Raw genomic sequence first — 20762 nt, forward strand, 5'->3', positions numbered from 1 at the left:
CGCCGCGTCAGTTCGCCCCGCACCGCCATGCGGCGGGAGACCCTCCCTCGGCGTGTCATCATTTCCCCGACACGCCGGCCCGCCGCCGTGCCTGGGCGCGCGGTTATTTCTACCCAACCTGTCACCGCCGGGCGCCCGCCGGCGTCTCTTGCTGCTGTCATGCCCTTAAGCGCCCCTCTCGCCCTCTCCGCCCGCACGATCGGCCGTCTCGCGTTCGCCGCCTTCCTGGGTTTTCTCGCCCGTCCCGCGGCTGGCCAGAATACCCCCGACACGCCGCCTGTCGCACCCGCCGCCGCAAATGAAGAAGCCCCTCCGCCCCGTCGCGACCGGAGCGAGCGCGGCGAGGCTCGCCGAGCCAATTTCAATCCCGCCGAAATGCAGGCGCGTCTCCTCACCGGCCTCCGCACCCAGATGGAAGTCGCCGATGACGCCGAGTGGCAGATCATCTCCGAGCGCGTCACGCGCATCCTCGACCTGCGCCGCGCCGAAGCCGCCCTCAATCTCGCCGGCTTGGGCCGCCTGGGCGGTGCCATGGCCAACCGCCTCGGCATCCAATCTTCCGCGGAAATGGACGCCCTGCGCAGCGCCGTGACCGACAAGGCCACCGACGCCGAGCTCAAGTCCCGCCTCGAAAAGCTCCGCGAGGTCCGCAAGCAGAACGAGACGAACCTCAACCAGGCCCGCGAGGAACTCCGCGCCGTCCTGACCGTCCGCCAGGAAGCCATCGCGGTTCTCGCCGGCCTCCTGACATGACGCCCCCTTCCTCCACTCCGGCAGCTCGGACGCATCCCGAGCTGCTCACGCGCATGCTCGCGGCCAATCAGCTCGCCGCAAGCGACGCCGACGCCTTCGTCGCCGTGTCGACCGCCGAGCCCGACGCCGTCACCGAGGAGCGCGTGCTGCGCTGGCTGGCCCAGGAATACGGCCTCTCGTTCGCCACCCTCGAGGCCATCGAGCCCGATCAGGAGCTCCTCGCGCTCTTCCCCGCGCGCCTCCTGCTGCGCGACGAACTGCTGCCGCTCCGCCGCGCCGACGGTCGCATCGAGGTCGCCACCGCCCGGCTCTTCGCCAGCAGCGGCCTCGATGGCCTGCGCGCCCTCGCCGACCAGCGCCTCCAACCCGTGCTCGCCACCACCGAGGCGATCCAGCGCGAACTCAAGAAACACCTCGGCGTCGGCGCCGACACGATCGACACCCTCGACGAAGCCGGAGGCCTGCAAGTGCTCGACGAGGACACGCGCGGCCAGACCACCGACCTCGACGAGGCCGCCGAGGACGCCTCGATCATCCGTTTCGTCAACCAAGTCCTCAAGGACGCCATCGATCTCCGCGCCTCCGACATCCACCTCGAGCCATTCGAGGACGAGCTGCGCATCCGCTACCGCATCGACGGCGTGCTCCAGGAAATCCCCGTGCCCGCGCAGGTGAAGCGCTTCCAGTCCGCCATCGGCGCGCGCGTGAAGATTCTCAGCCACCTCAACATCGCCGAGAAGCGCCTCCCGCAGGACGGCCGCATCAAGGTCCGCATCGAGGGCGCCGAGGTCGACATCCGCGTCTCCGTCATCCCGATGCTGCACGGCGAGGCCGTCGTCATGCGTCTGTTGCGTCAGGACAAATCCCTCCTCGGCGCGAGCGAACTCGGCATGGCCCCGCGCGAACTCGCCTGCCTCCACCGCGTGCTGCACCTCCCGCATGGCATCGTCCTCGTCACCGGCCCGACCGGCTCCGGCAAGACCTCCACACTCTACACCGCGCTGCACGAGATCAACGACACCGAGCGCAAGATCATCACCATCGAGGACCCGATCGAATACCAGCTCAAGGGCGTGAACCAGATCCAGGTCTCCGAAAAAGCCGGCCTCACCTTCGCCCGCGGCCTGCGCTCCATCCTGCGCCACGACCCCGACGTCATCCTCATCGGCGAAATCCGCGACCAGGAAACCGCGCAGATCGCCGTGCAGGCCTCGCTGACCGGCCACCTCGTCTTCTCGACGCTGCACACCAACGACGCCGCCGGCGCTGTCACGCGCCTCGTCGACATGGGCATCGAACCTTACCTCGTTTCCTCCTCGCTCGAAGCCGTGCTCGCGCAACGTCTCGTCCGCCTGCTCTGCCCGCATTGCAAGGCCGTCGACACCAGTCCGGAAACCCAACGCGGCAAAGCCGTGCTTGGCGTCCCCGCCGATGCCACCGTCTACCGCGCCGTCGGTTGCCGCGAATGCCGCTCGACCGGTTACCACGGCCGCCGCGCCATCTTCGAATGGATGGACGTCGATGCCGACATCCGCCGCCTCGTGCTCGAACATGCCTCGACCGACACCATCCGCACCGCCGCCGCGCGCGGCGGCATGACCACGCTGGCCCAGGATGGCGGCCGCCTCGTCGCCGCCGGCGTCACCACGATCGAGGAAGTCCTCAGCGTCACAACGGCACAAGAGCTCGCACCGGCGCGCCCCGCCTGATCCGCGCCATGCCGCAATTCGCCTACAAAGCCCTGCAACCCGACGGCTCGCTCACTGAAGGCGCGCTCGAGGCGACCAACCGCCAGGAAGCGCTCCGCCAGGTCGAGCGCCGCGGCCTCAAGCCCGTGCGCCTCACCGAAGTCGCCGCGCCCACCCGCGCCGCGAACGCAACGCCCGCCGCCAGTGGATTCTCTTTTGGCCACTCCTCCAAGATCTCCGCGCGCACGCTCGAGAACTTCACGCGCCTGCTCTCCAGCCTGCTCGCCTCCGGCGTGCCGTTCAGCCGCGCCCTCGAGATTCTGCACCGCGAGGCGAGCGAGCCCGCGGCGAAAGCGAAGTGGAAGGAAATCCACGACCTCGTCATCGACGGCATGTCGCTCTCCGCCGCGATGGCGCGCTCGCCTGAAACCTTTCCCAAGGTCTACGTCGCGATGGTCGAAGCGGGCGAGACCGGCGGATTCCTCGACGTCGTGCTCGCGCAGATCGCCGACTTCCAGGCGCGCGAAAAGGAGATGAAAGGCAAGCTCACCGCCGCGCTGATGTATCCCGCCATCCTGCTCGTGCTCGCGCTGGGCGTGCTCGTGTTCCTGCTCGTTTTCTTCATTCCGCGTTTCCAGCAAATTTTCCACGGTTTCAACGCCGAGCTCCCGCTGCTCACCCAGCTCATCATCGGCGCGAGCGAGGCGGTGCGCAGCTACGGTCTCTTCCTCGCTGTCGCGGCCGCGCTTGTCGCCTATTCGCTGCGCAGCTGGATTCGCTCCGCCCGCGGACGGCGCACTTGGGAAGGTTTCGTGCTGCGCCTGCCGCAAGTCGGCCCGGTGCTCGCCGAGTTCGCGATGGCACGCTTCTGCCGCATGCTCGGCACCCTGCTGGCCGCCGGCGTGCCGCTGATCAACGCCCTCAACGTCGCCCGCCGCTCCATCGGCAACCAGATCCTCGTCGACGCCGTATCCGAATCCACCGACCGCGTGAAGGAGGGCAAGCCGCTCGGCGCCAGCCTCGCGCGTAACCGCATGCTCTTCCCCGGTGCCATCGTGGAAATGATCTCCGTCGCTGAGGAAAGCGGCCGCCTCGACAATGAATTGCTGCGCATCGCGCAGGTGACCGAGAACGACCTCGACCGTCAGCTCAAGGCGGTCGTCGCGCTCGTCGAGCCGCTGATGCTGTTCCTCATCGCGGCGTTCATCGGCACCATCTTCATCGGCATGGTTTACCCCATTTTCTCCCTGCAGGATCACATCAAATGACCTCTTCCATGAAAACCCACCGCTCGCTCCGCTCCGCCTCGACGCGCGGCTTCACGCTCGTGGAGCTGCTCACCGTCCTCGTCATCCTCGGCATCCTCGCCGCGCTCGTGCTGCCGAAGTTCACCGGCCGCACCGAGGAGGCGCGCGTCACCGCCGCACAGACGCAGATCGCCGCCTTCGGCACCGCGCTCGACGCCTTCGAGGTCGACACCGGCGCCTACCCGCGCGGCTCCGACGGCCTGCAGCAGCTCATCGTGCAGCCGTCCAACGTCGTCAACTGGCGCGGCCCCTACCTCAAGGGCGACATCCCGCTCGATCCCTGGGGCCACGCCTACACCTACGAATATCCCGGCTCGGTGAATCCCAGCGGTTACGACCTGCGCTCCGCCGGCCCCGACGGCCAGCCCGGCACGGCCGACGACATCGCGAATGCCGCTGTCACTTCCAGGTAAGTTGGCCCTCCGGAACGTCCGCGCCCCACTCCGCCGTCGCTGCCGCGCCGGCGGTTTCACCCTAATCGAGTTGATGCTGGTCATGGCGCTGTTGGTCATCGCCGCCGCGCTCACCGCGCCGCGCCTGATCACGTTCTTCCGCGGTCGCGCGCTGAGCCAGGAAGCCCAGCGCATCATCGCGCTCACGCACTACGCGCAAAGTCGCGCGATCGCCGAGGGCGTGCCGGTGATCCTCTGGTTCGATCCCGCCACCGCGCGCTACGGACAAAACATCCAGGACGGTTTCACCGACACCGACGCTCGCGCCTCGACCTTCGCGCTCGAATCCTCCCTGACACTCGAAGTGCCCGCCGGCGAAGCGCCGCCCGTGTCCGAGCTCGGCGACGAGACGCTCGGCCTGCCGACGAATCAATCGGTCATCCGCTTCACGCCGGACGGTTTCTTCGATCCGAGCAGCGTGGCGAAACTCATCCTGCGCCAAGGCACCGACAGCGCCCTGCAAATTCTCCCCGCCGCCAACGGCCTCGACTATGAAATCCAGCCGCTCGCCTCTCGCTGAGATTTCCCGTCGCGGCTTCACGCTCGCCGAGGTCCTCGCCGCCCTGCTCGTCATGGCGATCGTCATTCCCGTCGCGATGCAGGGCCTGAGCGTCGCCAGCCGCTCGGGTCTCGTCGGCACCCGCAAGGCCGCAGCGATGCGCATCGCCGAACGCGTGCTCAACGAGCAGTTCGTCACCGGCCAGCTCAACCAGAGCCAGACCTCCGGCACCGTCACCGAAGGCGGCACCGATTATCCGTGGACGCTCGAGTCGTCCACTTGGCCGTCGGACGCGGTGACGCAAGTCACCGTTCACGTCACCTTCACCGTGCAGGGCAACGCCTACGAAGTGAGCGCGAGCACGCTCCTCGATCCCGCCGCCAACGCGACCACGACCACCACGCTCGCCGCCCGATGACGCCGCGCCCCTCCAGTTCCGCTTCCCCGCGCGACGGCTTCACGCTGCTCGAAGTGATCATTGCGACCGCCGTCGCCGCGATCGTCCTCCTCGTCATCAACACCACGTTCTTCACCGCGCTGCGCCTCCACAACACCACGCAGGACCGCATCACCGAGGACCGCGCCTTGCAACGCACGCTCGGCACCGTGCGCCGCGATCTCGCCGGCATCATGCTGCCGAGCTCGAGCGGCGTGTTCGCGGGCGCGCTCCAGACCACGCTCGCCAGCTCGCTCACGCAGGGCACCTACGGCGACAAGATCGGCCCCGATCTCTACACCAACACCGGCGCGATCAACGGCTGGAATCCGTTCTCCGAGGTCCAGCTGGTCGACTACTACCTCGCGCCCGCCGAGGACGGCAGCAACACCAAGAACCTCGTCCGCGCCGTCACCCGCAACCTGCTCCCCGCGCAGGTCACCACGCCCGAACTCCAGACACTGCTCACGCGCGTGGCGGATGCCTCAATCGATTTCTACGACGGCACCGCGTGGACCGACGCATGGGACTCGGCCGCGAGCAACACCATGCCGACCGCGATCCGCTTCCAGCTCACGCTCGCCGGTCCGGACGGCAAGGCTCCCGCGAACTCCGTCCCCGTGACGCTCGTCGTGCCTGTGCTCGTCGCCACCACCGAAAACCTCGACGCCACGGCGAGCACCGGAGGTGCACCGTGACCTCGCGCGTCCGCCTCCCTCACTCCGCGCATCGCCGCGGCGCCGTGCTCATCATCGTGCTGTGGGTCTGCCTCGGCGTCGTGGCGCTCACGCTCTATTTCGCCAACGAGATGAGCAGCGAACTCCGCGCCGCCGACAACGCTGCCGCCGAGATCGCCGCGCGCCAGGCGCTCGCCGGCGGCGTCCGCTACGCCAGCCACATCCTCGCCACCTACGCCGCCAACGGCACCGTGCCCGAACTCAACGCCGCCAATTCCGACTGCCCCTACAGCGCCGAGAACCTCGCCGTCGGCGACGCCAGTTTCTGGTTCATCGGCCGCGACCCGAACCTTCCCGTCGGCACCGAGCCGGTCTTCGGCCTCATCGACGAGTGCTCCAAACTCAACCTCAACACCGCCACGCGCGCCATGCTCGAGGCCCTGCCCAACATGACGCCCGACCTCGTCACCGCGATCCTCGCCTGGCGCAGCCGCTCCGGCACCGGTGGCGCCGACGCCAGTAACGCCTACGCCGCGCTCAATCCGCCGCGCCTCAACAAGGGCGGCCCGTTCGAGTCCGTCGACGAGCTCCGCCTCGTCAATGGCCTCACGCTCGACCTCCTGCTCGGCGAAGACACCAACCGCAACGGCGCCCTCGACCGCAACGAGGACGACGGAGACCAGTCGCCGCCGCGCGACAATCAGGACGGCCAGCTGCAACCGGGACTGCTCGAATACGTCACGATCTACAGCGCGCAACCGAACACCAATCCCGACGGCACGCGCCGCGTGAACATCTCCACCGCCCAGACCCGCACCGGCCTCGCCGCCCTGCTCCGCCGCCGCCTCGACGCCGGCCGCGCGCAGGCTGTGCTCCAGCGCATCGGCGAACGCCCCTTCGGCAGCGTCGCCGAGTTCTATCTCGAGAGCGGCCTCACCGCCTCCGAGTTCGCCCAACTCCACAATTACCTCACCGCCTCGACCGGCTCCGCGTCCAACGGCCTCGTCAACGTCAACACCGCCAGCGCCACCGTCCTCGCCTGCCTGCCCGGCCTCGACGCCACGCTCGCCGCCCAAGTCGTCGCCTATCGCACCACCGCGCCGGCCGCGCTCACTTCCTTCGCCTGGCTGCCCGACGTGATCGGCCGCGCCGCCTTCCTCCGCGCCGGTCCCTACATCACCGATCAATCGTATCAGTTCTCCGCCGACATCGCCGCCGTCGGCCGCAACGGCCGCGGCTTCTGCCGCGAACGCGTCGTCTTCGATCTGCGCCGCGGCACCCCGCGCATCGTCAATCGCCAGGATCTTTCCGCCTTCGGCTGGGCGCTCGGCCACGAGGCGCGCGAAACCCTCCAGAATTCCTCCACCTCTTCATGAATTGGCCCCTCAAACAACGCCCGCGCTCCGTGCTCGGCCTCCGCTTCGGTGGCGACCAGCTGAGCCTGTGCCTGCTGGCCCGATCCAACGGCAGCGCCGAGGTCGTCACGGCCGCGACGCTCCCGCTGCCGCCGGACTTCCTGCGCCTCGACGCGGCCACCGGTGGACGCCAGCTGCGCGACCTGCTCACCCAGGCCGGCGTGCGCGAGCGCGCCTGCGCCGTCGCGTTGCCCGATCACTGGTTGCTCGCCCGCACTTGTGCGGTGCCCGCCCTCGCTCCCGAGGACCTCGCGGCGTTCCTGCAGCTCGAGGCGGAAAAAGGTTTCCCGGTCGACCCCGCGCACCTGCAAATCGCCATCTCCACCTGCCGCGTCGGCGACGCGACCTTCGTCACACAACTCGCGGCGCGGCGCGAACAGCTCGACGCCCTCGCCGCACTGCTCGTCGCCGCCGGCTTGAAGCCCGTCAGTTTCACGGCCGCCCTCCCCACGCTGTCCGGCGCGGTTCCGACCGCCACCGGCCGCGTCACCATCGCGCTCGCCGAGGAGCGAGCCACTTTCCTCGCCGGCGCAGGCGGCGGCGTCGCCGCCCTGCGCAGCGCCGACAGCGGCGACTCGCTCGCGCGCGAACTGCGCATCACGCTCGAGCAGATCCCCGCCGAGTTGCGCGGCACGCTGAGCGAGCTCGACCTCCGCGGCGACGCCAGCGCCGTGACCGCCGCGGAAAACACGCTCGGCCGGAGCACCGGCCTGACGCTGGCCCCGCGTGCCGCCGGCCGTCCTTTCGGCGAACAGCTCGCCGAGTCCGCCGGACGCCAATGGCTTTTCCGCACCGACGCCGCGCTCGAATTTCTCCCGCCACGCCCGAGCCGCTTCGCCGCGTGGTGGCCCAAACACGGCTCGCGCCGCCTGCGCCTCGCCGGCGGCATCGTCGCCACGGTGCTCGTTGCGACCCTTGGCGCCTTCGGCTGGCTCGAATACCGCCGCTGGTCGCTCGGTTCCGAATGGAGCGCGATGAAAGCGCAAGTCGACGACCTCAGCGCGATCCAGTCCCTCATCCGCGACTATCGTCCGTGGTATGATACCTCGTTTCACAGCCTGAGCATCCTGCGCGGCGTGACGACGGCGTTTCCCGAAACTGGCAGCGTCACCGCCAAGTCCTTCGAAATCCGCGGCCCGTCCGCCGTCGCCCTCAGCGGCACCGCGCGCGACAACGCCGCCCTGTTGCTCGTGCTCGATCAGCTGCGCAAAACGCGCGAAGTGCAGGACCTCAAGGTCGAGCAGATCCGCGGCAAGACGCCGCTGCAGTTCACGGTTTCCCTGCGCTGGAAGGAGGCCGCCCCATGAGCGCCGCCATGGCCAAACGTCAGCGCTGGCTCCTGATCGTCGCCGCCGCCGGCCTCGTGCTCCTCGGGCTCGACCGCCTCGTGTTCACGCCGCTCGGCCGCACCTGGCAGGCGCATCGGACCGAGATCGCCACGTTGCAGCAATCGATCGCCAACGGGCGCACGATGATCGCGCACGCCGCCGACATTCGTCGCGCCTGGGCCGACATGCAGTCAGGCGCATTGCCCAAAGACGCCGCCCAGGGTGAACAGGATCTCATCACCGCGATCGACCGCTGGGGCCGCGCCAGCGGCATCGAACTCGGCTCCATCAAACCCCAGTGGAAACGCGGCGCCACTCCGCGCTACTCGCTCCTCGAATGCCGTGTCGACGCCACCGGCACGCTGCCGGCGCTGAGCCGCTTCATCTACGAACTCGAACGCTCGCCGCTCGCGCTGCGCGTCGATGCCCTCGAACTCACGTCGCGCGACGACTACGGCCGCAAGATCGGCCTCAGTCTCACCGTCACCGGCCTGCGCCTCAGCCCGCTGGAGGGCCGTCCATGAGAATTCCCGTCTGCCTCCTCTCGCTCGCGGCCGCCGCTGCCAGCAGCACACTCGCCGCCGCGCCCGCGCGCCCGACCGCGCCGGTGGGATTCGAGACCTTCCAGCTCATCAGCGAGCGCAACATCTTCGATCCCGGCCGCGCGCCACGCAGCAGCCGCACGATCGACGACGCGCCGCGCGGCGACACCCTCGCGCTCGTCGGCACCATGCGCTACGAGAAGGGCCTGTTCGCCTTCTTCGACGGCTCGCTGCCCGCCTTCCGCAAGGCACTGCACGAGGGCGACACGGTCGCCGACTACACCGTCACGCGCATCGACCAGCGCGGCGTCGAGCTGACCCGCAACGGCCAGAAAACCCCGCTCGCGATCGGCCAGCAACTCCAGCGCCCGCCCGGCGGCGATTGGTCGGCCGTCGCGATCGACACGCCGCCCGCCCCGACGCCTTCGTCCGGCACCGGCAGCGCCGCCGTTCCCGCTTCCTCCGACTCCCTTACGCCTCCGCCCGGCGCCTCCGACGTCCTCAAGCGCCTGATGGAACAACGCCAGAAACAACTTAAGCCATGAAGACCCACCCGCTGCTCCCGCTTCTCTGCCTCGGCCTGACGGTCCTGCCCGCCGCCGCGCCCGCGCAAGATCCCTCGCCTCCGGCCCTCGCGCCGGTCGCCGCAGAGACCGGGCTCCGTTTCAATTTTCGCGGCGCACCGCTCGAGACCGTGCTCAATTACCTGAGCGACGCCGCCGGCTACGTCATCGTCCTCGAGACGCCGGTCCGCGGCACCGTCGACATGTGGAGCTCACAACCCGTCTCGAAGGAGGAAGCGGTCCAGCTCCTCAATCTCGCCCTCAACAAGAACGGCTACACCGCACGCGTGCAGGGCCGCAACCTGATCGTCTCGTCGAAGGAGGACGCGAAGAAAACCAACCTGCCCATCCGCACTGGCAACGATCCGGCCGAGATTCCCGAGACCGCCGACATGGTGATGCAGATCATTCCGCTCCGGCACATCGACGCCACGCAGGCCGCGCGCGATCTCGGCACGCTCCTGCCCGCCACCGCCACGCTGACAGCCAATCAGGACAGCAACTCGCTCGTCGTCACCGACACGCAGATCAACGTGAAGCACGTCGTCGAAATCGTAGCCGCGCTCGACGGCTCGATCGACTCCGCCGCCACCGTGCGCGTCTTCCCGCTGAAGAACGCCGACCCCTACGAAATGGCGCAGCTGCTCACGAATCTCTTCGGCACCACCGCCACGCCTACGGCCAACGCCGCCGCGACGCCCGGCGGTCCGGGCGGCTTCTTCGCCCGCATGGCCGCCGCCGGCGGTTTCGGCGGCGGTGGCAACAGCGGCAGCCGGCGCAACGGCTCGACCGGCACTGGCCGCACCACGCCGGTCGTCGCCGTCGCCGACCCGCGCACGTTCTCCGTGGTCGTCACCGCATCGAAAGCCCAGATGGGCGATGTCGCCGCGATGATCGCGCAACTCGACACTTCGTCCGGCCGTAAACAGCGCGTCTTCGTCTACACGCTCCAAAACGCCGACGTGAAACAGGTCGAGACGATCCTGAAAAACCTCTTCCAGAGCAACACGACGCGCACCACCGCGAACTCGAACCAGGCCGACCCGCTCGGCACTCGCGCCAACAACAACAGCCAGACCACCTCCGCCAACCCGAGCCTCACGCTCGGCAACAGCACCGGCAACCGCGGCCGCTAACCCGTCGCCTTCCGCAGCCCGCCATGAAAATCTCCGCTTCCTTCATCACGCGCCTCCTGCCCTTCGCTGGCGCATTTCTCCTCGCTCTGACCGCCGCCAGCGCGCAGGTCCGCACCCAGCAGCAGCCCCAGCGCAACTTCGGCGTCGTCTCCGGCGGCGGCGTCGGCAGCGCCGGCGCGTCCAACGGCGCCGGCTCACGCCAATACAACAACGCCACCACGGTCGGCGATGCCATGATCTCGAGCGACATGGACACCCGCCGCATCATCGTCGTCACCGACGACATCACCAACGAGAACATCAAGGCCGTCATCGCCAGCCTCGACGCGCCCAAACCGCAGGTGCTGATCAACGTCGTGTTCCTCCAGGTCGAGCACGACAAGGATCTCAACCTCGGCGCCGAGGCCTCCTACACCGGCCCGATCTCGCTCAATTCCTCGCCGGCCACCAACACCGCCAGCACCAACTTCGGCATCGCCGCCAACGCCGCGCAAACCGCCGCCACCGGCGGCGCCGTCGGCGGCCTCTACACCATCGCGAACAGCAAGGTGAACGCGACGATCAACCTCCTCGCCAGCACCAACAAGACCCATGTGCTCTCGCGCCCGTCGATCCTCACCCGCAGCGGCCAGCAGGCCTCCGTCATGGTCGGCCAGTCGATTCCGATCGTCACCAACTCGCAGATCAGCTCCGTCACCAACGCCATCACGAACACCGTCACCTACCAGGACATCGGCATCATCCTCAGCGTCACGCCGTTCATCACCCAGGACGGCAACGTCGAGATGATCGTCTCGCCGCAGACTTCCTCCATCAGCGCGACCACCGTTCAGACCGCCACCGGCGTCAGCTCGCCCGTCATCGACAAGACCTCCGCCGACACCGTCGTCGTCACCCCGAGCGACCAGACGATCATCATCGGCGGCCTCATGTCCGACCAAAACACCGACAAGGAAAACAAGGTGCCGCTCCTCGGTGACATCCCGCTCGTCGGAAATTTCTTCAAGCACAAGGTCACCGGCAAAAAGAAGTCCGAGCTCCTGATCTTCCTCACGCCGCACGTCGTGAACCGTCCCAGCGAGCTCGCCAGCCTCGTCGAGCGCGAGCAAGGCAAGTTCGAACTCCTCAAGAACGACACGCCCACCATCGCGCCGCCCCCCGCCGCCAAACCCTGACCCCGGCCAAGGACAAGCGCCCCATCGCCGCCACCCATCGATCCGCAACCGCGTGGCGCCTTCGGCAACGTCGACGCACCTTCTCCACTTCACCTCCGAGCGAACCAGCGGCCGGCCGCGCCATAGCTTGCGATCGAATTCGGGCCGGGAGAACAGGTTCCGGTTTCCGAATTTAGCCGGCGGGTCCATGAGGAGCTGCGCACCTCAGCGCCGCCCTGGCATCGAACGCCACGACTGATCGATCACTTCCGCTTCACCCTGCATCAGCGGGCTGTCGCGGTGTGATTCTGCAGCGAATGCAAGAACGCCGCGAGTGGTGGCAGATCCGCTTCGGCAAGACGCATGGCCGCGAACTCGGCGGGGGCGTTGCGCATCGCGCCTTGCCGGGCGAGGTCGCTCATTCGCCGGTAAATCCGGAGAACGTCCTCCACCGTCTTGGCGCTGCCGTCGTGAAGCAAGGGAGCTTCTCGACCGAGGTTGCGAACACTGGGGGTCTTGAAGCGCGCCAACGTCGCCGACAGGACGGCTTCGCGCGCGAGCGTGCCAGCACGATTGAGCTGACGTTCGATGACCACCTGCGGAGCCGGCATGGCGGAGTTTGCGTAGACATTCCACAGGCCGAGATCGGCGTGCGCCGGCTGCGCACGGTCAGGAACGCTCCGCCACGGATCCGCGGCACGCGGGTGCGTGGCGGCAGGCGGAAGCCAGCGTTCAGGGTCGGCGTTCCGCTCCGCCAATGACGGAACCTCCAGATTGGCGAATGCACCTGCGCCGTGCACGGCATCGTAGCGATCCTGCGTGGCGCCGGTGTTGTGGAAGGCGAAATCGGTGAACTGCGGAGGCACATGGCACTCCGCGCAATTGCCCGCGCTGGCCGAGCGCACGTAACCCATCGCACCACGGAAGAAGATGCGCATGCCGCGCAGTTCCTCTTCGCCAAACCGAAACGACTGACTGCCTGCAGTGAGCCGTCGTGCCGGGTCGTCGACGAAGATCGGCTGGCGCAACGCCGCTACCGTGGCGTGCAAACGACGCGCGTATTCGTGCGGAGTCTCGCCCGGATTCGGCGCGCGTGGCAGGCGATTGGCGGAAAGGAAGGCGTCGTAGGGCGAACCGCTGTGGCGTCCCTCGGCATCGCGCGGCAGGCGGATCGTGCGCAGGTAGGCAGCCACCGCCCGCGCGCAGACGTCGAGGATCAGCCCGTCGCCCGTCGTCGCGAGAACCATCGCCGGCTCCGTTTCGCGCAGCTCAATCGCGTAGGCCGCGCGGCCTTCCGCGCCGACATCTTCGCGCACGATGCGAGCGAAGTGCGCTACGGCCGCGGCACGTTCGTCAGCCAGCCAGCCGAAATTGCGACCGGTGAAGGTGCCCTTGATCAGCTCCTCCAACGAGGCAAATTCTCCGTCCCAATGCAGCAGCCCCCAACCGCCCGGCTCAGCAACATCCAAGAGGGTCGAAGCGTGGCGTGGCGTGACCCTCTGTCCATCGGCGCGATCGGGCACGGCACTCTGCCCCGCCCGATCGGCAAAGGCGCCGAGCTGGCCTTCGCCGGTGATCGACGGATGGCAAGTCGCGCAGCTCATCGCCGCCGGTGAGCGGGCGAAGCGGGCGTCGTGAAACAGACGCTCGCCTAACTGGGCTTCCGAGGACGCGGCGGAGAGCGAGGTCAGCGCCAGAGCGAGGAATGCCGCGAGACGGAGCTGGACGGCAATAGATACGTGAAGCGCTAATGCGCGGAGCCAATTCAGCATGGCAGAAAAGAATGAGAGATTAGCCCGCGACCAACTTGGGCGGCCCGCCGACTCCCGGCAAACGAGAACTCCCGCTGTGCAGACTGGCCAATATCTGTCGGAGGCTACTCGATGGAAAGACATAGCCAGTCGAGTCGCGCGGCTGACCCGGTTCGAACGACCTCCGCGGGGACGTGCCTCGCGCAGGAAGTGAGGTTGCCGAGGGACAGCACTTGCAAGGGCGGGAGCCTGTGTTGCCGCGTTGTGGATCGTAAGACGCAAGTCCAACAACCTCTGCGTCGAGAAGCTCGGCTGGCGCTTTACCCAATAGCGCTGGCACACGCCCCGCTATGGTTGCCGCTATTTGGCGTAGATGACTTTAGACTGACTTCTTCAATTCGTTTTCGACCGCAGGTAGCAAAAAAACCTTCGCTTCTAGCCCAAGCACTTGGAGGCCGGAACGTGTTCGTGCTCGCGTCGCAATCGGAACTACAAATTCAGCGAAGAGCGCCGCCAATTTTCGTTCTCTCTCCTGTCCATCCATCGGACATCCAAGATCGAGCGCATCTCGAAACTTGTCCGGAGGCCGCGTGAAGACATCCCCCGTGCTTTTTTTCAGTAGATCTTTGTTCTTCACGTAGGTGTTTCCAAACATCCCTTGGACATAGATCTTCAGGTTCAGCTCAAGGTAGTTTCCGAAGTTCGATTTTTGAAGATCGAGAGCAATGATGCACTCTGGGGAATCGGCAAACCAACCGCCGAACGCCGAAGTAAATCCATTCTGCTCAGCAACGGCTGAGAAGAGGGCTTTGAAGTTTTTCGTTTCCATCGGTCAGTAGGTATCTAGCACGGTTCGCCAATTGATTCCTTTAAACTGCGGCAGCGATTGCAACTCTCGAAGATACTGCTGTAGCTGCCTCTGCCCTGCTGCAATCGCTCGCGGATTGTTCGGCTTCAGCTCGTGGATAACACCGTTCTTTAAGTCGAGGAAATCGATCCGTCTCCCGCTCGGCAGCCTGAACTCCTTGAACGCATTCACGCCGTTAGCGAGATCGGCCTTGTAGGCTCTGTGCATTTGCTGTCCGCGCGCCAGGCTGCTTTTTGTGAACTGCGGGGCTGGTGTAGCACGCCGGAACGCTGCAAATCCCTTGGCTACGCCAACAGCTGTGCCGGCGGAAATCGCGCCGACCACGGCATCGGTCCCGAGTTCGGTCAAGGCGTCTTGAAATAAGTTTCCGCTGAAGTCCTCCGGAGAAAGACCCAACGCGTCGAGCAAGGCGGCACTTTCATCGTAGACACCAAGCGAGCTGAGGCTGTAGCGCGCATTCGCTCCGCCACCAAGGTAACCGACCACGTTTGCGACTACTGGTCGCACGGTCGGGTAAGCAATCAGAGCCACGGTGCTCACGACGCTGACAGTCACAGCGATCTCGGTTATCGAAAAATTGCCGCTCGGGTCCGAGAACATCACTGGGGCGGCGTTTGCGTAGAGGTAGCGATGCAGTGACGCGGGGTCGTTCGGTGAACCTTCATACGTGTCGGCGTTCCAGAATCGTCCGGCGTTCTGGTTGTAGAAGCGGGCGCGGAGCGAATACATCCCGAGATCGCTGTCGAAGCGTTCGCCGCGATACTGGTAGTCGTTCACCGTCGTGCCCGTGTGGCGGAGCAGCACACCGAAGGCGTCGTAGTCCCAGGTGTCGGTGATCGCGCCGGCGGCGTCGGTGAGGGCGCGGACCGACGCCATGCCGTCGTAAACGTAGAAACGCTGCGTCGAGGCGGTCGCGCCTGGGGCGAGCGTGGCCTGCGAGATCAGGTCGGCGCCGTAGGTGTAAACCCGCTCTGTCACGCCGCTCGCAGCGTTGGCGTATTCCTCCACCACCTGGGCGTAACCGGTGAGGTTGTTGCTGTCGGTCAGGTAGCCGGTCGCGCTGACGAACGTGGCCGACGCGCTGAGAAGCGTCTTCTGCCGCAGGAGGCCGTCCGCGTCGTAGGCGAGATTGACGGTGGAGCCGTCCGCTTTTTGGCGGACGATGAGCCTGTCCTCGAAGTCGTAGATATCAGGTTGAGAGACAAGAGTTGAGAGTTGAGAGCTGGTCAGCGTGTTGCCGTTGGCGTCATAGCCATCGCCGGAAAGTTGGTCTCGGCTGTTGAAGCTATTCGCCGCGGAAGGCACGGATGAAACAGATGAAGTCCGGTTCAGACGGTTGCCGACTTTGTCCAAGGTGTAGCCGATGGAGCCGTTGTTGCTGGCATCACCGGCCACTGTCTCCGTAGTGAGGCGGTAAATGCCGTCGTAGGTGTAGCTGGCCGTGCGGCCCGTGCTCTCGGCGATCTGGCTGCGATGGCCGGAGGGGTTGAGCGTGTAGGTGTAGCCGCGAAGGACTTGGGCGGCGGCATTCTGCACGCTGAGCGAGGTCAACCGGTTCAGGTTGTCGTAGGCGTAGCCGTGGCGGACGCCGTTCGCGGCCGTGACCGTGGCCAAGCTGCCGACGGCGTGGTAGGTGTAGGCGGTGGTGCGCACGGGCGCGCCGACGAAGTCCGCACCCGAGGCATCGTCAACGAAGGCGAGGCGGTTGAGCGCGTCGTAGCGGTAGCCGGTGTTCACGCCGTTGGCGTTTGAGGAGACCACGTCCTTCAGGAGGCCGTTAGCGTGATAGGTGTAAGCGAGCGTGCCGAGCGGCGTGGCCTTGGACGTGACACGGCCAAGCGAGTCGCGCGGGGTCGTCTCGGCGTAGAGCAGGGTGTTGCTCGAATTGTAGGTGAGCGCGGCGACGCGGGCGCCGTTGTCGTCGTAATCGTATTCGACGCGCGCGATGGCGTGCGAATAGATGAGCGAGGGATGAGTGGGGTCGGCGGTCTTGGTGACGAGCCGGTTCTGCGCATCGTAGGCGAACGTCGTCGTCTTTCCGGCGAAGTCGGTCCGGGCCGTGAGGTTGCCGACGGAGTTGTAGGCGTAGGTTTCGAAGGCCCCGTCGGGGAGGACGCGCTTCACGCGGCGACCGAGGGAGTCGTATTCGTGGCGCGTGACGCGATCGAGAGCGTCGGTTTGCGTCGTCCGATTACCCAGCTCGTCGTAGGCGAACCTCGTGGAAACGACGTTCGCGGTCGAGGGAGCCAAGGTGAAGTTGAAGTCGGCAGCGGCCAAAGCCTGATCGACGTATTGGCGGACCTCGACGAGGCGACCGAGTGCGTCGTGGCGATAGCGGGTGATTTTCCCCTCCTGATCAGTGTCAGCCACCTTGCGGCCGAGCGCGTCGTAGGTCGTGGTCTGCGTCGTGCCGTCGTGGAACGTGACGCTCGTGCGCTGGCCACGGGCGTCGAATGCGTAGGTGGTCGTGCGGCCGAGCGCATCCGTGAAGCCGGTCTGGTTGCCGCTGTCGTCAAAGGCGTAAGTCGTGGTCTGGTTGAGCGCGTCTTTGACTGCGGTGCGGCGGCCGGCGGCATCGTAGGCGAAGGTCGTCACGTTGCCGCGGGCATCGGTGGTGGAGGTCACTTGCCCCGCCACATCGTAAGCGGTCTGCGTGAAGGTGCCGTCGGCTGCGGTCACGCGCGTGACGCGACCGAGCGCATCGTAGGTAGTACCTATGGTGTGGCCATTGCGGTTCGCGGTGGCCGTGACGCGGTTCTCCAAATCGTAGGCCGTAGTCTCGAAGGTGCCGTCGGGATAGTCGGTGCGCGTGAGGTTGCCGCGCGCGTCGTAGGTGAAGCTGGTCACGCGCCCGAGTTGGTCCTTGGTCGAGGCGGTCTTGCCGAAGGCATTGTAGGTCGTCTCGACGAAAGTGCCGTCGGGGAACGTCGTCTTCGTCAGCCGGTTTTCGCTGTCGTAAATATTGGTCGTGGTCTCGTTGACCGTCGTGCCGTCGGCCTTCGTGCGCGTGACGGTTTGCGTGAGCGGGTTGCCGTTGGCGTCGTATGTGAAACTCGTCGCATGGCCGAGCGCGTTGGTCGTGGTGGCGATCCGGCCATCGGCGCCGTGGGTGTGCGTGGTCGTCTGGTTCAGTGCGTCGCGGGACTGCGTGAGCCGTCCGGCAGAATCATAGACGAAGGTGGTGGTCGCCGCCTGGGGTGTGTCCGCCGCGACGGTGTGCGTGAGCAGGTTGTTGTTCGCGGGGTCATACGTGAACGTCTGCACTCGTCCGTCGGGGTCGGTGATGCGGGTCGGCACGCCGAGCGCATTGTAGAGCGTCGAGGTGGTCTTGCCGCGCGCATCGGTCTGACTGAGCACGTTCTTCTTGGCGTCGTAGGTCATCGTGCTCGTGCGACCGAGCGGGTCGGTCATGCTGATCTGGTTGTCGTCGGCGTCGTAGGCAAACGTCGTGATGCCGCCCAACGCATCGATCTTCGTGGTCACGTTGCCGCGGTCGTCGTAGTAGAACGTCGTGGTTTTGCCGAGGCGGTCGGTGACTTTTTCGAAGCGGCCGGTGGTGTCGATGCCGCGGACGAAGACGGTCTCCTTGCCGTCGGCGTCGATCTGTTTCACGAGGCGGCCGTCGGCGTCGAACTCAGAACGGAGGGCGGCGATGCCGCGCGGATCGATGATGCGCGTGAGGTAGTGCGGGAACGTGGTGTTCTCGTAGCGGAATTGCGTGGTGTTGCCCTCGCGATTCGTGAACGAGTCGAGGCGGCCCTGCGCGTCGTAGAGGTAATCGAGGTCGTGACCGGCTGGATCGCGGATGTAGTCGACGCGGCCTAAAGCGTCTCGATGAATCGAGACGCTAGTTGAGGTTGAAGTGGAAGCTGAAGTTTGGAGCGTGCTGACAATGCTGCTCACGCGGTTCTGCGCGTCGCGGTTGACGACGAGGGTGTTGTCGTTGAGGTCGCGCAGTTCGAGCAGGCCGAGGCGTTCGTCGAGCAGGTAGCGCGTGCCGTCCTTGGTAGTGAGGCGGAAGCGCGTGGGGTTGAACGGCGCGGCGAAGGGATTGCTGACGGGGTCCTCGGCGGTGATGTCCTGATCGCCGGTGCCGGCGATCCAGAAGTCGTCGGCCAGCGCGCCGGCGGCGTCGAGCGGCTCGAGCGTCGAGGTGGTGTCACCGAGCGGGTAGAACTTGATCTTGCCGGTGCGGACGACGACGGCGAAGGAGGCGTTGTCGGGGTCGCCGGATCGGTTCTTCACGTAGGCGCCGGCGCGGAAGCGGTGCGTCTCGCCGTCGGGCATCGTGACCGTGACGATGCGTTCGCGCACGGGCTCGACGTAGTAGAACTGGATGCCGTTGCCCGACTGCGGGGTCTGCCACCAGCCGGTGCCGAGGTTGCGGTTCTTCTGCACGCGGACGTTGGCGACGGCGATGCGCCAGGCGGGACCGAAGTCCCCTACCCGTGCGTCGCGCGAGTCGTAGGTGCGCGTGATGGAGATGGGGATACCGGGCAGCGGGAGCTTGAGATCCTCGAAGGCGAGCGTGAAGGCGCCGACCTTCATGTTGCCCTCGACGACGACCGTGATCGGACCGGCGGTGAGCGTGGTGTTGGAGGCATCGGTAACGCGGAGGCGGATTTCGTAGATGCCGTTGAGGAGGAGGGTCGGGTCGAAGGTGCCGAGCTCGCCGCCGATGGCGGCGTTCGATCCGTTCGCCGGCGTGCCGACGAGATTCGCGCCGGTGGCGAACTGCGTCCAAGCCTCGGGCGTGTCGCCGTCGGCGGCCTTGAGGCGGTAATCGAGCACCCACGACGTGAGCGCGGAGTGCGCGACGACGCCGGTGACCTTCACGGGCGCGGAGATGCGAGTGTCCTCGCCGGGTGTGAGGATGAGCGCTTCGGGCGCGCCGGTGTAGGTGCCGGCGGTGACGGCAACGGCGGCAGAAGTCGCGGTCGAACCGGTGGAGGACGTCGCCTTGGCGGTCAACGTATGCGCGCCAGCACCGAGGCCGGCCGAATAGTTGAAGGTGTAAGTTGAAGTTGAAGCAGGGTCAGCGGCCGTGCGTTCGCCGAGTTTCACCGAGCCGTCGTAGAACTCGACTTTCGCGATCGTGCCAGCCGCGGTCGTGGCGGTGGCCTTGAGGGCTAGCGGCACGGCGGCGGCGATGCTGCTGTTGTTCGCCGGGTCGGTGAGGGCGACGACGGGCAACACGATTGCGGCCGTGACATTCACCGGCGCGGACGTGGCGTAGACGCTGGCGGAGGCGTAGGCGCGAGCGGTGAGGCGATGCGAGCCGGTGGCGAGGCCGGCCGGGACACTGAGACTATAAGTCGTGCCAGTCGTGGGCGCAGTGGCTTCGCCGAGTTTGGCGAGGCCGTCGTAGAACTCGACTTTCGCGATCACGCCGGCGCTGTAAGTCGCTTCGGCCGTGAGCGTGAGCGGCAAACCGACCGCGATGTTCGCGCCGTCGAGGGGTGCGGTCAGGCTGACGACCGGGAGCACGGGCACGACTTGGAGCGCAACCGCGCTGGACGTGACGACTGCGCCGCCATCGTCGGTGGCGCGCGCGGTGAGCGTGTGCGCGCCGAGCGCGAGGCCGGCGGACACGGTAAAGCTGAAGCGCGTCGGCTGGCCGGCGTCGGCCGCGGTGGATTCACCGATCTTCGTCGCGCCGTCGAAGAACTCGACCTTGGCGATCGTGCCGTCGGTGTCGCTCACGACCGCGCTCAGGCTCAGCGACGTATTGACGACGACAGATGAGTTCGCAACGGGTGCGTCTAGCAGGACTGTCGGCGGGACATTCTGAGTGGGTGGTGTCTTCCCGTCGGTGTCGGCATTATAGATTGCCGCAATCTCGGTGATCGAGAGCGGCCGCGTGTAGAGCGTCAGTTCATCGAGCTGGCCTTGGTAATAGCGGCTCTCGCCGAGGCGCGCGCCGAGCACCAGCGGATAGGTCGTCTGCACGGCGAAGATGCCGATGGAGCGCTCGTCGAAGAGGACGCCGTTACGGTAGATCCGCGCCCAACCGGTGCTCTTGTCGTAGGTGAGCGCGAAGTGCACCCATGTGTTCACGGTGAAGAAGCCGCCGAGATCGTAGAAGTGGTCGTTGTTGGCGGTGTCGCGCAGGTTGATGTGCAGGCCGGCGCCGCTGTTCCACTCGAAGATGCGCAGGCCTTCGGCGTTGGCATCGTTGCGCCACATCACCAGG

General features: G+C 66.6%; 16 protein-coding genes. 13 read left to right on the plus strand and 3 right to left on the minus strand.

Annotation, left to right across the window (positions count from 1 at the left end):
- Positions 1-159: 159 nt before the first annotated feature.
- The 13 genes from KF715_21670 (at position 160) to KF715_21730 (ending at position 11971) form a co-directional block, all read left to right on the plus strand.
- Positions 160-753, plus strand: coding sequence for a hypothetical protein (locus KF715_21670; protein ID MBX3739312.1), 594 nt, complete (start codon positions 160-162; stop codon positions 751-753).
- Complete coding sequence (locus KF715_21675) at positions 750-2462, plus strand: type II/IV secretion system protein (GenBank protein MBX3739313.1); 1713 nt, start codon at positions 750-752, stop codon at positions 2460-2462. Before KF715_21670 ends, KF715_21675 begins: the two co-directional genes overlap by 4 nt.
- An 8-nt stretch (positions 2463-2470) precedes the next feature.
- Positions 2471-3709: a type II secretion system F family protein gene (locus KF715_21680; protein MBX3739314.1), complete on the plus strand. Its 1239-nt coding sequence runs from the start codon at positions 2471-2473 to the stop codon at positions 3707-3709.
- An 8-nt stretch (positions 3710-3717) separates the two neighbouring features.
- Positions 3718-4161 (plus strand): type II secretion system major pseudopilin GspG, encoded by a 444-nt coding sequence (gene gspG, locus KF715_21685; GenBank protein ID MBX3739315.1) that lies wholly within the window; start codon positions 3718-3720, stop codon positions 4159-4161.
- A 73-nt stretch (positions 4162-4234) separates the two neighbouring features.
- Complete coding sequence (locus KF715_21690; protein MBX3739316.1) at positions 4235-4720, plus strand: GspH/FimT family pseudopilin; 486 nt, start codon at positions 4235-4237, stop codon at positions 4718-4720.
- Positions 4692-5117 (plus strand): type II secretion system protein, encoded by a 426-nt coding sequence (locus KF715_21695; GenBank protein ID MBX3739317.1) that lies wholly within the window; start codon positions 4692-4694, stop codon positions 5115-5117. The genes KF715_21690 and KF715_21695 overlap by 29 nt, the downstream gene beginning before the upstream one ends.
- Positions 5114-5833 (plus strand): prepilin-type N-terminal cleavage/methylation domain-containing protein, encoded by a 720-nt coding sequence (locus KF715_21700; GenBank protein MBX3739318.1) that lies wholly within the window; start codon positions 5114-5116, stop codon positions 5831-5833. Before KF715_21695 ends, KF715_21700 begins: the two co-directional genes overlap by 4 nt.
- Entirely contained in the window at positions 5830-7188 is a 1359-nt protein-coding gene (locus KF715_21705) for a general secretion pathway protein GspK (protein MBX3739319.1), read from the plus strand. Before KF715_21700 ends, KF715_21705 begins: the two co-directional genes overlap by 4 nt.
- Positions 7185-8534, plus strand: coding sequence for a hypothetical protein (locus tag KF715_21710; GenBank protein ID MBX3739320.1), 1350 nt, complete (start codon positions 7185-7187; stop codon positions 8532-8534). The genes KF715_21705 and KF715_21710 overlap by 4 nt, the downstream gene beginning before the upstream one ends.
- The gene (locus KF715_21715) at positions 8531-9079 is read left to right on the plus strand and encodes a hypothetical protein (GenBank protein ID MBX3739321.1); all 549 of its coding nucleotides are present in this window, start codon (positions 8531-8533) and stop codon (positions 9077-9079) included. The genes KF715_21710 and KF715_21715 overlap by 4 nt, the downstream gene beginning before the upstream one ends.
- Positions 9076-9642, plus strand: coding sequence for a hypothetical protein (locus KF715_21720; GenBank protein ID MBX3739322.1), 567 nt, complete (start codon positions 9076-9078; stop codon positions 9640-9642). Before KF715_21715 ends, KF715_21720 begins: the two co-directional genes overlap by 4 nt.
- Complete coding sequence (locus KF715_21725; protein MBX3739323.1) at positions 9639-10796, plus strand: hypothetical protein; 1158 nt, start codon at positions 9639-9641, stop codon at positions 10794-10796. The genes KF715_21720 and KF715_21725 overlap by 4 nt, the downstream gene beginning before the upstream one ends.
- 23 nt (positions 10797-10819) lie before the next feature.
- Positions 10820-11971, plus strand: a complete 1152-nt coding sequence (locus KF715_21730) for a hypothetical protein (protein ID MBX3739324.1) — start codon at positions 10820-10822, stop codon at positions 11969-11971.
- A 263-nt stretch (positions 11972-12234) separates the two neighbouring features.
- Here the strand turns inward: KF715_21730 and KF715_21735 are convergent, their stop codons facing one another.
- The 3 genes from KF715_21735 to KF715_21745 form a co-directional block, all read right to left on the minus strand.
- Entirely contained in the window at positions 12235-13722 is a 1488-nt protein-coding gene (locus KF715_21735) for a hypothetical protein (protein ID MBX3739325.1), read from the minus strand.
- Between the two features lie 358 nt (positions 13723-14080).
- Positions 14081-14530, minus strand: a complete 450-nt coding sequence (locus tag KF715_21740) for a hypothetical protein (protein ID MBX3739326.1) — start codon at positions 14528-14530, stop codon at positions 14081-14083.
- Positions 14531-14533: 3 nt separating this feature from the next.
- The gene (locus KF715_21745) at positions 14534-20755 is read right to left on the minus strand and encodes a hypothetical protein (protein ID MBX3739327.1); all 6222 of its coding nucleotides are present in this window, start codon (positions 20753-20755) and stop codon (positions 14534-14536) included.
- Between the last annotated feature and the right edge of the window lie 7 nt (positions 20756-20762).

The organism is Candidatus Didemnitutus sp. (assembly GCA_019634575.1).
Classification (GTDB): domain Bacteria; phylum Verrucomicrobiota; class Verrucomicrobiia; order Opitutales; family Opitutaceae; genus Didemnitutus.

What these genes read in the sequence shown, in the direction of transcription:
- KF715_21670 (MBX3739312.1), top strand. Translation starts at nt 160, where the DNA reads ATGCCCTTAAGCGCCCCTCTCGCCCTCTCCGCCCGCACGATCGGCCGT.
- KF715_21715 (MBX3739321.1), top strand. Translation starts at nt 8,531, where the DNA reads ATGAGCGCCGCCATGGCCAAACGTCAGCGCTGGCTCCTGATCGTCGCC.
- KF715_21745 (MBX3739327.1), bottom strand. Translation starts at nt 20,755, where the DNA reads ATGTGGCGCAACGATGCCAACGCCGAAGGCCTGCGCATCTTCGAGTGG.
- KF715_21680 (MBX3739314.1), top strand. Translation starts at nt 2,471, where the DNA reads ATGCCGCAATTCGCCTACAAAGCCCTGCAACCCGACGGCTCGCTCACT.
- KF715_21700 (MBX3739318.1), top strand. Translation starts at nt 5,114, where the DNA reads ATGACGCCGCGCCCCTCCAGTTCCGCTTCCCCGCGCGACGGCTTCACG.
- KF715_21740 (MBX3739326.1), bottom strand. Translation starts at nt 14,530, where the DNA reads ATGGAAACGAAAAACTTCAAAGCCCTCTTCTCAGCCGTTGCTGAGCAG.
- KF715_21730 (MBX3739324.1), top strand. Translation starts at nt 10,820, where the DNA reads ATGAAAATCTCCGCTTCCTTCATCACGCGCCTCCTGCCCTTCGCTGGC.
- KF715_21725 (MBX3739323.1), top strand. Translation starts at nt 9,639, where the DNA reads ATGAAGACCCACCCGCTGCTCCCGCTTCTCTGCCTCGGCCTGACGGTC.
- KF715_21690 (MBX3739316.1), top strand. Translation starts at nt 4,235, where the DNA reads ATGCTGGTCATGGCGCTGTTGGTCATCGCCGCCGCGCTCACCGCGCCG.
- KF715_21720 (MBX3739322.1), top strand. Translation starts at nt 9,076, where the DNA reads ATGAGAATTCCCGTCTGCCTCCTCTCGCTCGCGGCCGCCGCTGCCAGC.
- KF715_21735 (MBX3739325.1), bottom strand. Translation starts at nt 13,722, where the DNA reads ATGCTGAATTGGCTCCGCGCATTAGCGCTTCACGTATCTATTGCCGTC.
- KF715_21695 (MBX3739317.1), top strand. Translation starts at nt 4,692, where the DNA reads ATGAAATCCAGCCGCTCGCCTCTCGCTGAGATTTCCCGTCGCGGCTTC.
- KF715_21710 (MBX3739320.1), top strand. Translation starts at nt 7,185, where the DNA reads ATGAATTGGCCCCTCAAACAACGCCCGCGCTCCGTGCTCGGCCTCCGC.
- KF715_21675 (MBX3739313.1), top strand. Translation starts at nt 750, where the DNA reads ATGACGCCCCCTTCCTCCACTCCGGCAGCTCGGACGCATCCCGAGCTG.
- gspG (MBX3739315.1), top strand. Translation starts at nt 3,718, where the DNA reads ATGAAAACCCACCGCTCGCTCCGCTCCGCCTCGACGCGCGGCTTCACG.